14 protein-coding genes are annotated in these 14,772 nt (G+C 63.2%); 5 read left to right on the top strand and 9 right to left on the bottom strand.

Annotated features, from left to right (window positions below):
- Positions 1–98: 98 nt before the first annotated feature.
- Entirely contained in the window at positions 99–1,148 is a 1,050-nt protein-coding gene (locus V8686_RS15850; RefSeq protein WP_379706109.1) for a glycoside hydrolase family 88 protein, read from the bottom strand.
- Positions 1,149–1,324: 176 nt separating this feature from the next.
- Between V8686_RS15850 and V8686_RS15845 the strand changes: the two genes are divergently transcribed.
- Positions 1,325–1,777, top strand: a complete 453-nt coding sequence (locus V8686_RS15845) for a MaoC family dehydratase (RefSeq protein ID WP_379706106.1) — start codon at positions 1,325–1,327, stop codon at positions 1,775–1,777.
- A gap of 39 nt (positions 1,778–1,816) precedes the next feature.
- Here the strand turns inward: V8686_RS15845 and V8686_RS15840 are convergent, their stop codons facing one another.
- The 6 genes from V8686_RS15840 to V8686_RS15815 form a co-directional block, all read right to left on the bottom strand.
- Positions 1,817–2,617, bottom strand: coding sequence for an IclR family transcriptional regulator (locus V8686_RS15840; protein WP_379706104.1), 801 nt, complete (start codon positions 2,615–2,617; stop codon positions 1,817–1,819).
- 864 nt (positions 2,618–3,481) lie between these two features.
- Positions 3,482–4,453, bottom strand: a complete 972-nt coding sequence (locus V8686_RS15835) for a hydroxyacid dehydrogenase (protein ID WP_379706101.1) — start codon at positions 4,451–4,453, stop codon at positions 3,482–3,484.
- Positions 4,454–4,600: 147 nt separating this feature from the next.
- On the bottom strand, positions 4,601–4,786 hold the full coding sequence (locus V8686_RS15830; RefSeq protein ID WP_379706098.1) for a hypothetical protein: 186 nt from the start codon (positions 4,784–4,786) through the stop codon (positions 4,601–4,603).
- Between the two features lie 53 nt (positions 4,787–4,839).
- Complete coding sequence (locus V8686_RS15825; protein ID WP_379706095.1) at positions 4,840–5,256, bottom strand: hypothetical protein; 417 nt, start codon at positions 5,254–5,256, stop codon at positions 4,840–4,842.
- 190 nt (positions 5,257–5,446) lie between these two features.
- On the bottom strand, positions 5,447–6,709 hold the full coding sequence (locus tag V8686_RS15820; RefSeq protein ID WP_379706092.1) for an MFS transporter: 1,263 nt from the start codon (positions 6,707–6,709) through the stop codon (positions 5,447–5,449).
- Positions 6,710–6,903: 194 nt separating this feature from the next.
- Entirely contained in the window at positions 6,904–7,695 is a 792-nt protein-coding gene (locus V8686_RS15815) for an HpcH/HpaI aldolase family protein (protein ID WP_379706089.1), read from the bottom strand.
- Between the two features lie 146 nt (positions 7,696–7,841).
- Here V8686_RS15815 and V8686_RS15810 point away from each other — a divergent pair, with 146 nt between their 5' ends.
- Together V8686_RS15810 and V8686_RS15805 are read left to right on the top strand one after the other, a co-directional pair.
- Positions 7,842–8,897 (top strand): Ldh family oxidoreductase, encoded by a 1,056-nt coding sequence (locus V8686_RS15810; RefSeq protein ID WP_379706087.1) that lies wholly within the window; start codon positions 7,842–7,844, stop codon positions 8,895–8,897.
- A gap of 161 nt (positions 8,898–9,058) precedes the next feature.
- On the top strand, positions 9,059–10,165 hold the full coding sequence (locus V8686_RS15805) for a zinc-dependent alcohol dehydrogenase (RefSeq protein ID WP_379706084.1): 1,107 nt from the start codon (positions 9,059–9,061) through the stop codon (positions 10,163–10,165).
- 165 nt (positions 10,166–10,330) lie between these two features.
- On the opposite strand, the gene V8686_RS15800 is transcribed toward V8686_RS15805, so the two are convergent.
- Together V8686_RS15800 and V8686_RS15795 are read right to left on the bottom strand one after the other, a co-directional pair.
- Positions 10,331–11,632 (bottom strand): ABC transporter ATP-binding protein, encoded by a 1,302-nt coding sequence (locus tag V8686_RS15800; RefSeq protein ID WP_379706081.1) that lies wholly within the window; start codon positions 11,630–11,632, stop codon positions 10,331–10,333.
- A 132-nt stretch (positions 11,633–11,764) separates the two neighbouring features.
- On the bottom strand, positions 11,765–12,688 hold the full coding sequence (locus V8686_RS15795; protein ID WP_379706646.1) for an NAD(P)-dependent oxidoreductase: 924 nt from the start codon (positions 12,686–12,688) through the stop codon (positions 11,765–11,767).
- A gap of 483 nt (positions 12,689–13,171) precedes the next feature.
- Here V8686_RS15795 and V8686_RS15790 point away from each other — a divergent pair, with 483 nt between their 5' ends.
- Together V8686_RS15790 and V8686_RS15785 are read left to right on the top strand one after the other, a co-directional pair.
- Positions 13,172–13,621 carry a PPC domain-containing DNA-binding protein gene (locus tag V8686_RS15790; RefSeq protein WP_379706078.1) on the top strand — a complete coding sequence of 150 codons (450 nt, stop codon included), beginning with the start codon at positions 13,172–13,174 and terminating at the stop codon, positions 13,619–13,621.
- A gap of 274 nt (positions 13,622–13,895) precedes the next feature.
- Complete coding sequence (locus tag V8686_RS15785) at positions 13,896–14,624, top strand: SDR family NAD(P)-dependent oxidoreductase (RefSeq protein ID WP_379706075.1); 729 nt, start codon at positions 13,896–13,898, stop codon at positions 14,622–14,624.
- Positions 14,625–14,772: the final 148 nt, after the last annotated feature.

The raw sequence follows: 14,772 nt of genomic DNA, 5'->3' as shown, positions 1-14,772 counted from the left end.
GGGCCTGGATCGTCGCCCGTTCCCTCCGCGGGGCTGGTGACGGTCCCCGCAGACGGTCGGGACACGCCGTCCGGAGAGGAACTGCCTCCGGCCGCGCGCTATTCGGCGACGAGGTGGTCGTTCTCTAGGTAGTACGTCGCCGTCTTCAGATACCAGCCCTGGGCGTAGCCACTCGGCGAGAAGACGTCCTCCGACGTCAGCTGCTCGTTTGGATCGTGGGTAGTCACGTACGTTGCACCGGTGACGACGCCGTCGTCGTTGATCGACGCGCCGATCGCGTCGAACGCCCGTTTCGTCGCCGTCTCGTACGCTCCGGGAACGACACCGATGTCGATCCCCCGCCGGAGCACGTACGCGTATATCGTCGTTACGGACGTTTCGAGGAACGTGGAGTCGTCGTCGATCACGTTCCACCAGTACCCACACTCGTCTTGGAGCTCCACGATCGTCTCGAGGTGGTCGTGGAAAATCTCGAGGAGTTCGTCCCTCCGGTCGTGGTGGTTCGGGATCGCTTCGAGGACCTCCAAAATCCCGGCAGCGGCCCACCCGTTTCCGCGACCCCAGAAGGACCCTTCCGGGTAGTCGTTGGGCGTTTCGGTCCAGATGTGTCTGAACAGGCCCGTCGCGTCGTCCTGGAGGTACTCCGCGTGTGCGAGTATCTGTTCCGCTGCCTCGTCGTAGAGCTCTTCCTCGCCGAGCGCACTGCCGAGTTGGGCTATCGGCGGGTGCATCAGGTAGAGCGAATCGACCCAGAGCTGCGGGGTGTCCTTGTTGTGTGAGATGCCACCGTTTCCGACGCGGGGGGCATCGAGGACGTACTGGACCTGTCGTTCGGCTGCATCGAGGTAGCGCTCGTCGCCCGTTCGGTCGTAGAACTCGAGGACGGACGTCGCGAGCGCACAAGGAGACGTATAGAAGTTCCGATCACCGTAACTCAGTTCGCCCGTACCGACCTGTGTTTCGATGCTCCTGTCGACGAGTCGCTTCGCGTGGTCTATATTCTGGGACAGGCCGGTCGCTATCAGCCCCTCGATAGCCATGAACTTCGCCCCTCCCGGAATGGGTTCGCGTTCGAGATCCATCGCTCGCGTATATTCGGAGACACGCTGGATATTCGCCTCTATATCCCTCCGTGTGCTGGCAGCCATACAACGGACGTCGACAGTGGGGATTATAATATTTTTGTTGAGTTTCATATCTAGCTCATCACGTATTTTGAGCCGACGACCGGTACAGCACACCGGCCGCCTCCGCGAGGGGGCTTGTCCGACGGTCCCAAACGGCCCGTCCAAATGCTTATACGCCGATGCCGTAACGACACCGTATGGGCAAACCTCCGTTCGAGAAGCGGTACTTCGAGGAGTTCGACGTCGGTGACGAGTTCGCCGTCGAGGACGTCCGGACGATCACCGACTCGGATATCAACACCTTCGCTGGTCTCACGGCGGACGTCCATCCGATCCACATGAGTGATCCCTACGTCGCGGACCACCCCGTTCTGGAGGCACGCGTCGCCCACGGGACGCTCGTTTTCGCGATCGTCTCCTCCTGGGCCGCCGGTATCGTCCTGACACGCCTCTCGTATGGGTACGAGTCGGTTCGCTTCGTCGAGCCGGTGTACGTCGGCGACACGCTGTCGATCTACAGCGAGGTCGTCGAGACGTCCGACCACAGCGAGCAGTTCGGGAAGGTCATCGAGCGATACGAGGCGACGAACCAGCACGACGAGACTGTTCTGGTCGCGGAACATATCTCCCTCGTCGAACGGCGGGCGTAACTCGTCCGTCGATGTCGCCACCGACGGCGGGCGACCAGCTCAGCCCGTCGCAGACTGTGGGTTCTGTCCGTATCTGAGGCACAATTCGAGTTCGTTCACCGCCTCGTCGAGTGCGGCCGGCAGCTCCTCCGTCAGCCGGTCCCCCGTGAGACGCGAGGCCGGGCCGGCGATGGTGAAAGCACCGATCGCGGTACCTTCGTCCGGAGCGAGTGGGACGCCGACCGCGTGGACACCTTTCGCGCTCTCCTCGCGGTTGAAGGCGACTCCAGTCTCGCGGATCCGCTCGATCTCAGTAAAGAGCGCTTCGGGGTCGGTGGTCGTGTTCTTCGTCGCCTTCGGCAGTCCGTGCCGATCCACGATCGCCCGTATCTCCTCGTCCGCCATCGTCGAGAGGATCGCTTTCCCGGAGGCTACTTGGTGCATGTACAGCCTCTGACCGACGTTTGTACGGGTCTGGACCCCGGTTTCACCCCGGAACGCATAGAGCATGACCGGTCTCCCGTGCTCCTCGGTCGTGAAATGCGTCATCTCCCCCGTCCGATTGGCGATCGTCTTCAGCATCTCCCAGATCCGGTCCGTGGGGACTGCCGCGTTTCGGACGTACCCTCCGAACGTCAGGAACCTGAGTCCGAGTCTGTACTGTCCACTCTCCTTGACGACCAGGTCGTGCTTTCGGAGCGTGTTCAAGTATTTGTAGGCCGTGCTGCTCGGGAGATCGGTGTGGTCGGCGACCTCGCACACCCGTCCACCGTCGAGGTCCCGTAGTCCCTCGATGACGGTGATCGCCGTTTCGACCGATTTCAGGGTTTCGGTGCGGCCGGCCGGTATGTGGTCCGTCATACCATCCCATGCATCTTTTACGATTATGAAACTTACTGTGCCCTTTATCAGTGGTTGTTTCTCATTGTGAAATTCATTCGCCCCTCTCGGAATGTACCGCTTTCGAACCCTCGTCTCGGCGATATTCGACGGATAACTCCGGACGGACATGCGCTATCGGGGACGCAGCTCTCCCTACTTCTCGACTTTGCACGTCGGCGCCGACGTCCTTGACCGGGTTCTCCTCGTCTTCGCTGGTCTCTCTCGGCGACGACCGATTTCACCCCTCCGAGTTCGGAGCCTGGCAGCTCCCCCGTCCGGATGTGGGAGTGCTGGCCGCGACCAGACTGGTGGCGTAGGGTTCGCCGTGGTGACGTTGTGCCGGTGACCGCGACTCGACCCCTCGAGTACACGCGTACACGACACGTAGTCCGTACTCGGCGTCGTCCGTCCCCGCCACCGCCTACGTCACGCTCCGACTTCACGGTGCGAAGTCGTGTCGCTCGTTGTTGTGAAGAGCTGCGTATAGTATAACATCCATATGGTTGTTATCACAGTCGGTTGCCGGCTCGGGGGGTGGGACCGGTAATTTCGAATAGTGAAATGTCGTTGCACCCTCCGATTCGGTTTCGGCGATACGGTGCGACGTCGGGCGCCCGGATGCCGAACGGGGCGACTGGACCGCTGGAGCGTGAGGTCGATAATTTCGAGTAGTGAAATGTCGTTGCCCCCTCCGGTTCGGTTTCGGCGATACGGCGCGGCGTCGTGCGTCGGGCTGTCGGACGGGCCGACCGGACCGGCGGCCGCACCATCCCGAACGCTCGGGACGGATCGGGCGTGATCCACTCGTCCGATACTCGCACGCTCCGATACGTCTCGTCGCGGCTAGCTGTCACTCTCCCCTGCATTGACGGCCGTGTCCGGGGTCTCTCCGCGATATCTCGCTCGAACGCACTCCGCAGCCCCGGTCGACATCCGTCGCATCGCCTCCCTCGTCACCCCGCCGACGTGCTGGGAGAGAATGACGTTCTCGAGGTCGAACAGTGCATTATCGTCGGCCGGTGGTTCGCGCTCGAAGACGTCGATACCGGCACCGAAGATCACCTCGTTCCTGAGTGCCGTAACGAGGGCACTCTCGTCGACTATCGGGCCACGTGCCGTGTTGATGAGGATTCCTTCGGCCCCGAGTTCTTCCAGTTCCTGCGCCGATATCGCGTGATGGGTCTCGTCCGTCAGCGGTGAGTGGATGCTGACTGCGTCCGACTGCTCGAAGAGCGTGGACGTCTCCTCGACCTTCGTTATCACGTCCGGAAGGTCGTCCTCGCCGAGGTACGGGTCGTATCCGAGGACATCGAGATCGAGGCAGTCGGCCAGTTCGGCCAGTACCTGGCCGATGTCCCCACAGCCGAATAGGCCGACCGTTTTGCCGGCGATCTCGTGCGAGCTCCACCGCTGACGATCCCACTTTCCGTTCCGCGTCGCCGAATCCATGGCGACGAGTCGGCGGTTGACTCCGAGAAGCAGGGTGAGCGCGTGTTCGGCGACGGACCGTGCATTGGCGCCGGGGGTATTACACACGATGATGCCGTGTTCGCTCGCGGCGTCGATGTCGACGTTGTCGAGTCCGACACCGTGTTTCGCGATGATCTTCAAGTTGTCCGCCGCCTCCAGTACCGCCCCGGTCAGCTCCGCTTTCCGGAGAATGATCGCGTCGAACTGATCGATATGTGGCTTCAGGTCGTCCGGCGCCAGGCCGAACTCGCTGATGGACGTGAACGATGCGATGTCGTCGATGGATTCCGGGCCAGCCGGATCGATGTCCTTCGGGAGGAGGACGTTCCACTCTCGTTCTGTCATACTGATCCTCACTACGGCCCTCATCCCTCTCCGAGTTAGTGTTTTGGGTCCCGTCGCGATGTTCGCGCTCCCGGGATATCGGGCCAGCACGACGGGCGTCCCGAGGAGCGGTCTCCGGACCGCGTCGACCGACGGCTGGTGGATCCGCTACCGCGGAGACCGTTCCGAGCGGACGCGGTCTGCGATCCCGTAGCCTATCGTCGCGATGGCCGTTACGGCGATGACGGCGTACGCCGCTTTGTAAACCAACGAGACCTTGCTCGGTTCGGTCACGATCAGGTATATGAACGCGAGCGCGATTGTCGCTCCGATGAAGATCGATCGCGATTCCATGGCGTCTCCGTCGTTCCCGTGCCGATTAAAATTTTGGGTGAGTGTCACGTGTGTCACTCCCGCTCGGTACCGATGGCCTCTGTCACCCACGAGACGAACTCGTCGCTCTCCATCTCGAAGATGGTGTACCCGTGCGGGGACCGATGGCGACCGATCGTACCGATCCGGTTGCCGTCGACGTACACTTCCCAGTCGTCACCGTAGGAGACGTTCATGCCGATGAACCGAAACGTGACGTCGTATCGGCTCTCGAGGCGGTCGACCACCACGTGTTTCAACGTGCCATCCGAGAAACGCGGCGGTCGGTACGGCCGGAGGTCGTGCTCTTCGAACTCTTCGATCGCCCGTCGCCACCAGCCAGGCAGTGCGGCGATGTCGACGTCCTCGTACACTTCGTCGTCGGCCTCGCCCGGATCGCGAGCCCGTAGTTTCTCGATTTCGGCTTGTTCCGCCGGCGTGTCGTCCACCATGAACATCCGTCCGTACGTACTGGTCCCTAATATGCTGTCGTCTACCTCCCGGCCTCCGGAGTGGAGCGAACGGTATCCCCGGCGGCGCCGTCGGTGGCCGGTGGAGACGTGTCCCGTCCACCCGGACGGCCGACAGGCGGACGGACACCGCCGTCGGCTCCGGGGCGCTCGTGGTCGTGGGTCCACGCGGCTACGACGCCGACGACTGGGGTACCGGCGGCGACGCGCGAGCCGCGACGACGGCGACGAGCCCGATCACTCCGGACAGGAGACCGGTCGTGACGACGACCCACCGCAGAGCGGCTTCGGGGGACAGGATCGACTCCGCGGAGACGAGCGCGAGACCCACGACGACCGGAGTGGCCGTGACGACGATACGTGCGCCCGACTCGGCGAGACTGACCAGCCCACCCCGAAGCTGTTGGGGGGCCAGCCCCGTGATGATGCTCCGATACATCGAGAACGTGAGACCGACGCCGATCCCGATCGCGGCGACTGCTGGCACCGCGGCGATCACGGACGGTGAGGCCGCAAAGCCCGCTAGCCCGCCGCCCAGAAACGCGTTCGCCACGACGAGCGGTATCGTCGGGCTGTCGAACCGACTGAGGATGCGGCCGGTCTGTGTCGCCACGATGGCGTACGTGACGCTGAACAGGGCGACTACGAGCCCCGCCTGCCCCGCGGAGCCGGCCTGCAGCCGGATCACTATCAGCGAATTGTACGTGAGAAACGTGATGAACGGTAGCACGACGACCGCGCGGGCGAAGATGTACGCTGCTGCGCGGCGGCGGCACGCGAGACCGAGGAGGTCGGCGACGTACTCCTTCGTGGTCCGGGACTTCGGTTCGGTGGACGCGTCGCCGCCGTCGGTTGGCTCGTCCAGGCGGACCGCGACGACGGCGGCAACGGGAAACGCGAGCCCGTAGATGAGAAACGGATACTGCCACGAACCGACGACGACGACCCCGGCGATTGCCGGAAAGACGGCTTGGGACGCGCCGCTGACTCCGAACCGGACACCCTGGGCAGTCGCCTCCGCGTTTCCGTCGTAGATGTCCCCGAGACAGGTGATGATGTTCGGGGTGACACTCGAGAAGCCGATTCCCTGGATCACTCGCAGCCCCAGAATGACACGAAAGTGGGTCGTGAACGCGATACCGACACCGCCGATCCCGAACAGCAACAGGCCGACGACGAGCAGGGGCTTGCGGCCGAACCGGTCAGAGAGCAGCCCCATGACGGGGATGAACACGATCGACGGGGCTGCCACCGCCGTGACCAAGAGGCCGACCTCCGCTGCGGAGACGTTCAACGGTCCCGTGAGGGATTCGAGGATCGGCGAAACGAGCGCCGTCCCGAGGGCTCCGATAGCGTTCGCCAGGAGCAAGAGGCGCAAGTCCTCGTCCTGGAGGATGACCGCCTCCTCTCCGAGCAGGTGCTCGATCCGTATCACTGTCCGAAGACCTGTGCTCTCCGTAATAGTGGTACTGGTTCCGAGAGACGCCGTGTACGATGCAACTGTTTAAGATTCGGCTCACAGTCCGTGGGCGGACGGGTCGCCAAAGCGGAGTACCGAGTCACACCGGGCCGACGACCGCGCGGAGCCGACGGGTCCTCGGCGACCATCCGCGATCGGGTGCCACCGGATCACCCGCCGCCCTGCAGTTCGGCGAGGTCGTCCAAACGGGTCTTCAGGACCTGCTGGACTGCCTCGAACTCGCCGCCCAGTCGGATGATCCGGTAGCCGGCGTCGATCTTTCTATCGGCCTCCTCGGGATCGTGAGCGATCCCTCCGACCGGCACGGACGCGTCTCGGCCGGCGGCCTCGATTCGCTCGATCGTCTCTCGGACCTCCGGATGGTCCCGATTGCCGGGGTGACCGAGCTGGACCGACAGATCCCCGGGGCCGATGAACACGAACCCGAGCTCCGGGACGGAGAGTATCTCGGAGAGCTCCGAAACCGCGGTGGTCTTTTCGATCATCACGCCGAGACAGACGTTCTCGTCCTCGCGTCGCACGTAGTCGTCCGCGTTCCCGTAGGCGCTCGATCGGCCGCCCGCGATCCCGCGCTCCCCCGGTTCACCGTCGTACACGAACCGTGTCGCTTCTACCGCGCGACGCACTTCCGCCGCGCTGTCGATACGCGGGATGAGGAGGTTCCGGACTCCCGCATCGAGCACTTTCCGGATCAGCGCCTGGTCAGGGGCCGGCAAGCGGACGAACAGTTCGATGTCGCCCGCTTCCGCTGCTCGCGTGAGACTCTCGAAGAGCATGGAGTCCCAGGGACTCTCCCCGGTGTGTTCGAAATCCAGCCAGACGAAGTCCAGTCCGAGACCACCGTAGATCTCTACCAGCGCCGGCGAAAAGCTCGATGCGCGGGCGCCGAGGGCGACCTCGTCGTTTTCGATACGCTCCCTGAATGCGTTTCGTTGCTCCATCGCCTCTGGAATGTATATTTCTAGTTACAAAAAGTTACCTCCGGAAGCCGTACGAGTCCGGCGATCACGGGTCGGCCCGCGGACGCGATGCTGGCTTCGTGGCTCACCCCTATCTTTAACCCGACGAGTCCTGAATCTCACACGACATGACGGTGGACGACATTCGAGTCGATAGTCAGGAGTTGAAGGCATTCACCCGGTCGGTCTTCTCGCGGGCGGGGCTCGACGACGACGCGAGTACCGTGCTCGCCGACGGACTGGTGACGGCGAACCTGCGAGGCGTCGATTCACACGGCGTCGTCCGTCTCGAGCCCTACACCCTGAAGTTAGAACAGGGTGGGTTCAACGACTCGCCGCACGTATCCGTCACCGGACCCCGGAGCGGGACGTTCCGCGTGGACGCGGACGACGGACCGGGCCAGTACGCGACGGTGGAGGCGATGGATCGGGCAGTCGAGCGAGCGAAGGAGACCGGCGCCGCGTTCGCCGTCGTGGAAAACAGCAACCACTTCGGAACGGCGGCGTACTACACGGAACGGGCCGCCGACCGCGACTGCATCGGGTTTGCGATGACGAACGTGGGGCCGAACGTCGCCCCGTTCGGTGGCATCGACCCGTACTTCGGGACGAACCCGCTCGCGTACTCCATCCCGACGCTGGAGTCGCCGACGATCACGCTCGACATGGCCACGAGCGTGGTCGCGAAGGGCAAGATCATCCTCGCCGCCGAAGAGGGTAAGTCGATACCCGAGGAGTGGGCGCTCGACGAACGGGGGAACTCGACGACGGATCCGTCGGAAGTCCACGCGCTTCGCCCCGTCGGCGGTCCGAAGGGATACGGTCTGGGACTCCTAGTCGACGTGTGTTCCGGCCTCCTCTCGGGGATGGGGCACAGCCCGAGTGTCGACTCCCTCTACGACGATTACTCGAAACCACAGCGGATCGGGCACTTCGTCGGCGCACTCGACGTCGGCGCGTTCCGCGACGTCGAGGCGTTCAAAAACGACGTCGAGACGATGATCTCGGAGCTGAAATCACGGCGGACGGCCGAGGGATTCGACGAGGTGCTGTTACCCGGCGAACCCGAGGCGAGGACCCGCGCGAAACGGGAGAGCGAGGGGATTCCGCTCGGAAGTGGCGTGCGAGAAACGCTGTCGGAGCTCGCCGACGCGTACGATCTCGACACACCCTGGGACGGATAGCCGGGCACGGTCCAGCCCCCGACACGTCCCGGTCGGTCCGGAGCGATCCAGCGCCCGTCCCGGAACCCGCCCGAGAATCGGTCGGGACGGCCGCGTCGCCGCAGCGTCGTCCTTCGGCTACCACCCCCGCACTTATGTGGTCGTGGCGTATCACTGACATTATGGACGCTGTCGTCTGCCACGACTTCGGCGATGCCAGGGTAGAGGATGTCCCGCGTCCGGAACCCGGCGACGGTGAGGTTCTCGTCCGCGTATCGCGGGTCCAGCTCAGCGTGACCGAGTGTCAGATATACCGCGGCATGTACGAATCGGGGTACGAGGACGTTCGGTCCCGGATCACCGACGGCGACGGCCGCCTCTTCGGACACGAGTTTTCCGGCGTCGTGACCGCCCTCGGGAGCGGCGTCGACGCGTTCGAGGAGGGCGACCGCGTCTACGCGCCCGGCAAGAGCCCGTGCGGCGAGTGCGTCTACTGTCGAGCGGACGAGGAGACGTACTGCCGACACCCCAGAACGGTCGGTATGCACCGCCCGGGTGCGTTGGCGGAGTACGTGGCCGCACCGGCGGAGACGCTCTGTACGGTTCCGGACGGGGTGTCCGACGCCGAGGCGGCCGCCTTGCAGCCGCTGGCCGCGGCTCTCGTCTGTGTCCGTGACGCGGGACTCGACTCCGGCGACACCGTCGGCGTCGTCGGCACCGGCGTGATGGGATACCAACTCGGACAACTGGCGCTGGACCACGGGGCGAGCCGCGTCTTCGCCGTCGACGTCGACCCGACGAAGGTCGAACTGGCGGCAGAGCAGGGACTGGTCGGAATCGACGCCGAGGAGACTGATCCCGTCGAACGGGTACACCGGGCGACCGACGGTATCGGTGTCGACGTCGCGTTCGAGGCGGTCGGCGGCTCGCAGTCACATCTGACCACCGGCTCGGGGCCCGTGACGCAGGCGTTCGAGATGGTTCGACCCGGCGGGACGTTCGTGCCGGTCGGTCATTTCACGGACGAGATGACGATCGATCCGGCCGCGGTACGGAAAAAATACCTGACGTGGATCGCACCGAGGGACAAGGCGGGGGTCGTCTCCCTGACTCCCAACATCGATACCGGAGCGTTCGCCACGGAACTGGTCGCGAGCGGTCGCGTGTCCATCGCCGACTACATCTCTCACGAACTCGGCGGCCTCGGGGACTTCGAGCGTGCGGTTTCGATGACGCTCGATAAGGCGTCCGCCGGAGCACTCGGCCCTCCGCAGCTGGTTCTCGACTGAGGTGGGCGTCTGCGGCAGGCGACGTCGAGACGGGTCGACGACGACCGCGGGGGCCCTCGTCACGGCGCTCGGAGGGTAACGAACCGGCTCGTGCGGGGGTGGGCGGGCGGCCGACGGCCGTCCTCGGTGGTGTCCGTCCTGGGAGGGGTGACGGACCGTGTCCGATTACTGTGCAGCCGGGCTGTCCTTTTTGTAGTGGATCCGCTTGTCCGAGAGGATGTTCTTCCCGGTGCTCGCATCGAACAGGTGGAGGGAGTCGAACTCCATGGCGATCCGGAGGAGTTCCCCCTCTCTGGCGGTGCTCTCCGGCGGGACCCGGACGGTGAACTCCTCCGTGGCCTGCGTGACGATCTCACCTTCCGTCCCGGCGCTCGTGATCGGCTCCTCCGACGGATCGTGCTCGGGGTCGATCATCGTGAGGAACTTATCGGAGCCGAGAGGTTCGACGATCTTCACGCGGGAGTCGAAGACGTGGTATCCTTCGGTCTCGTCGACGAATTCGGCGTCGGAGATGTCCTCCGGGCGAATACCGAGGATTGCCTCCCCCAGCGGCGAGTCACGTTCCGACAGCTTCTGGGCGAACCGATCCGGAAGCTGAAAGTCGAAATGCACCGAACTGACGGTGTACCCGTCCCCGGTGTCCTCGATGTCCACCGGGAAGAAGTTCATCGGTGGCTCGCCGATGAACCCTCCCACGAACAGGTTGACCGGATTGTCGTAGAGCATCTGCGGTGGCCCGACCTGCTGGATCTCGCCGTCCCGCATCACCGCCACTCGGTCGCCCAACGTCATCGCCTCCGCCTGGTCGTGGGTCACGTAGATCGTCGTTTTCCCGACCTTTTGGTGGAGCTCGTTGAGTTCGGTCCGCATCTGCAACCGGAGCTTCGCGTCGAGGTTCGACAGTGGCTCGTCGAGCAGGAACACGTCGGGCTCGCGGACGATGGCCCGGCCGAGCGCGACGCGCTGTTGCTGGCCGCCGGACAACTGCTTCGGCCGCCGTTCGAGGAGCTCGGTGATGTCGAGCAACTCCGCGGCGTCTTCGACCCGCTCCGTGATCTCGTTCGGGGGGTAATTCCGCACCTCCAGGGGGAAACTCATGTTCTGTCGTACCGTCTTGTGCGGATACAGCGCGTAGTTCTGGAACACCATCGCGATGTTCCGCTGCCGCGGGTCCTGGCCGGTGACGTCCTCGTCGTCGATGATAACCTGCCCTTCGGTCGGCGTCTCCAGCCCGGCGACGGTCCGAAGCGTGGTCGTCTTCCCACAGCCGGACGGCCCGACGAACACCAGGAACTCCCCGTCCAGGATGTCCAGAGACAGATCGTCTACGGCGACGACCTTTCCCTCCTCGTCGTCCTGGAATATCTTCGTGATGTCGTCCAGTTTGACGTTCGTTTTCGATCCTGTCCCGCCGCCGTTGGCATTCGTTGCCTCTTGATCGATCGACATGCCGTCACTCTCTGTCATTGTTGTCATCCTCGTGATCGTCTATGTGTCATGACAAAAGATTCGCCGACGGCAATAAATGTTTTGTCAACTCTCTGGTTCGAACCGCCGTAGATCCGAGCTCTCTGGCGATTCCCTCACGACCGGGGTGTCCTACTCCCCAGCACGCACCTCGCCGCCGGCCATCAGCTCCAACACCTGCATGACGCCGGAGTTGTCGTCTCTCCCCATGTCGTTCTGGACCATCGACTTGTACAGTTCGTGTGCCAGCTCCGTCTGGGGCATCGGAGCACCGAAGGCTTCGCCGGCGTCGGTCGCGATCCGGAGGTCCTTGTACTGGTATTCGGCGAAGAACCCCGGATCGAAATCCCCGTGGATCATTGCCGGTGCACGGTTGTCGAGCGTCCAGCAGCCCGCGGCACCGCCGCTGATCGCGTCGACGACGGCCTCCAGGTCCGCCCCGGCCTGTCCCGCGAACACCAGCGCCTCACTGACGCCGACCATCTGCGCGGCGACGACGATCTGGTTCGCGGCCTTCGTCGTCTGCCCCGCCCCGCTCGGACCGCAGTGCGTGATAGTCTCCCCCATGGCCTCGAGGACTTCCATCTGTTCGGAGAGGGTGTCTTCGTCGCCGCCGACCATGATCGAGAGTGTTCCGTCGATGGCACCCTGTTCACCGCCCGAGATAGGGGCATCGAGCATGGTCACGCCCTGCTCGTCGAGTTCGGCGGCGATTCCTTCGGTTACCGTCGGCGAGATCGTCGAGTGGTCGATGAGCGTCATCCCCTCGCTCAGTCCGTCGACGACGGGCTTGCTCTCCGCTCCGTCGCCCAACACGACCTGCCTGACGTCGGGCGAGTCCGGCAGACAGAGGAGGACGACATCGCTCGTGTCGGCGACGCCAGCCGGCGACCCGCCGTCCGCTCCCCCGTACTCGACGAGTTCCTCGACCGGGTCGTCGGAACGGTTGTGACCGACGACGTCGTATCCCGCGTCGACGAGGTTCTTGGCCATCGGCAGTCCCATGATTCCGAGCCCGACGAATCCAACTTTTTTCTCTGACATGCGGACGGACAGTCGACCTCCGGTTTTAAATTCATTATGGGATGGAGTCACACGCCCCCCGGAAACGGTCACCCGACCCGCGGTCGGCGGCTCATCGCAACAGCAGGACCGCGACGTCGTGTTTACCCCTATTCCCCTCCTACTCACGCACCTGAACCGTCTGGCATCAGATGATACGATACTTGTCAATTAGTGCCGCCGTTTAGCTGTGCGTTTGTGAATCGACAGACGCCGTTTTCATCGTCGAAATCATACCAGCCAACCATCGAATGAGGGTACTATAGAACGATTAATACTCCAACGAGCAGGGTAAACGCTGAGTGTCGTCGCTATCACCAACTACGAACGTGGAGACAATCTGGGACGCACGATCATTACGGTGTGAAAAGAGTTCTATGACACCCTCGCCAAACACGTATCAAAAGTGTTCTTCGACAAACATATACCAAAAGTATTAATACGTCAATTTGTGAACGTCGGCGACGGAGACTTCAAATGGAAAATCACCAAGCAGAGGACGGCCACATAGCGATCCTACTAGAGCCCGGGGACCTGGTTCTCGAATCGATCCAAGAGACGTGTGATGAATACGATATCGACTCCGGGGTCGTCGTTTCGGCGATCGGCACAGTAAGGAACCTCAACTATCACTACGTCCCGACAGCGGATCTGCCGAAAGAAGAGAAGTGGCGCAACGAGACCTTCGAACTGCTCGGGGCGTGGGAGATCGGGACGATAGACGGAATGATCGCGAACGGGGAACCACATCTGCACCTCGTCGCGTTCAACGGCGAGCAGACTGTCGCCGGACACTTGGAAGAGGGCTGCGAGGCCCACATCGTCGGTGAGGTCGTCATCCGGCCTATCGAAGGGCTGGAACTAGAGCGTCGGTCCGACGAGAACGAATACAATATCAGCCAGCTAAAACAGCGGTCGGACCGGTAACTGGTTGACTGGCGTCCCCGATCGTACTGCGGTCCGACGGGGATGTCCACCTCCCCGTCTCCTCTTGATGTCCTTGGGGTCGTGGTGTGTGCACCGGGACAGTCTACAACAGTGATTGCACCCAAGACTACCCGAACCGCTCGCACCGTGGGTATCCTCGACACCCTCGGTTCGAGACGGCGGTTACGCGACCTCATCTGAACTGCCCGATGGGCCTATCGTTCGGTCGTCTTGCACCACAATCGTAAAGTCGTCTCGGGGATTCCGAATCCGTATGTCTTCAGCGATAATCACCGGCTCCTCCCGCGGACTCGGACGTGCGATCGCGCTCCGTTTTGCGGCTGACGGCTACGACATCGCGGTGAATTACCACGAGAACGATAAAAAAGCGGAGCGCGTTGCCGACGCGATCCGCGACCGGGGTCGATCCGCCATCACGGTTGGAGCGGACCTCTCGGATCCGTCAAGCGCCGACCGTCTCGTCGACTCGACAGTCGACGCGTTCGGTGGGGTCGACCACGTCGTGAACAACGCTGGCATCGATCAGCACCTTCACACGGCCGAGCTCGCACCCGAAGATTTTGACCGCATCATGGACGTCAATGTCAATTCGGCGTTCAACGTGACGAAGTCGGCCCTCCCGTACCTTCACGATTCCGACGACGATCCGTCTATCACGAATATGTCGTCGATGCTCGCTCATACGGGAGCCGCGATAGAGTGTCACTACGCGGCTTCGAAGGGCGCGGTACTCTCACTGACTCGAAGCCACGCCCTTGATTTCGCCCCCGACGTCCGCGTGAACGCAGTTGCACCGGGCCACATCGAGACTGACATGACCGCGGATCGGACTTCGGCGGAGAAACAGCAGGAAATCGAGTCGATCCCGTTGTGTCAGTACGGCGACCCCGCAGATGTAGCCGATGCCGTCGCGTACCTCCGTGACGCGTCATTCGTCACCGGGGAGACGCTGAACGTAAACGGAGGGGAAACGATGCGCTGACACCGATCTCGAACGCTGTGGTATCTCCCGGACGATCGAACGTCACACCGGAATTCCGTCGGTGCTGCCAGTGGTCTCACTGGACTACTGTCGGCACGGCTTGCACCTCTCCTCAGATCTGCCCAACGGCTCAGGTCTCGCTGCGGAT

Origin of the sequence: Haloplanus litoreus, assembly GCF_045690335.1 — an archaeon.
GTDB lineage: Archaea > Halobacteriota > Halobacteria > Halobacteriales > Haloferacaceae > Haloplanus > Haloplanus litoreus.
This window is presented reverse-complemented; position numbering and strand designations above follow the sequence as displayed.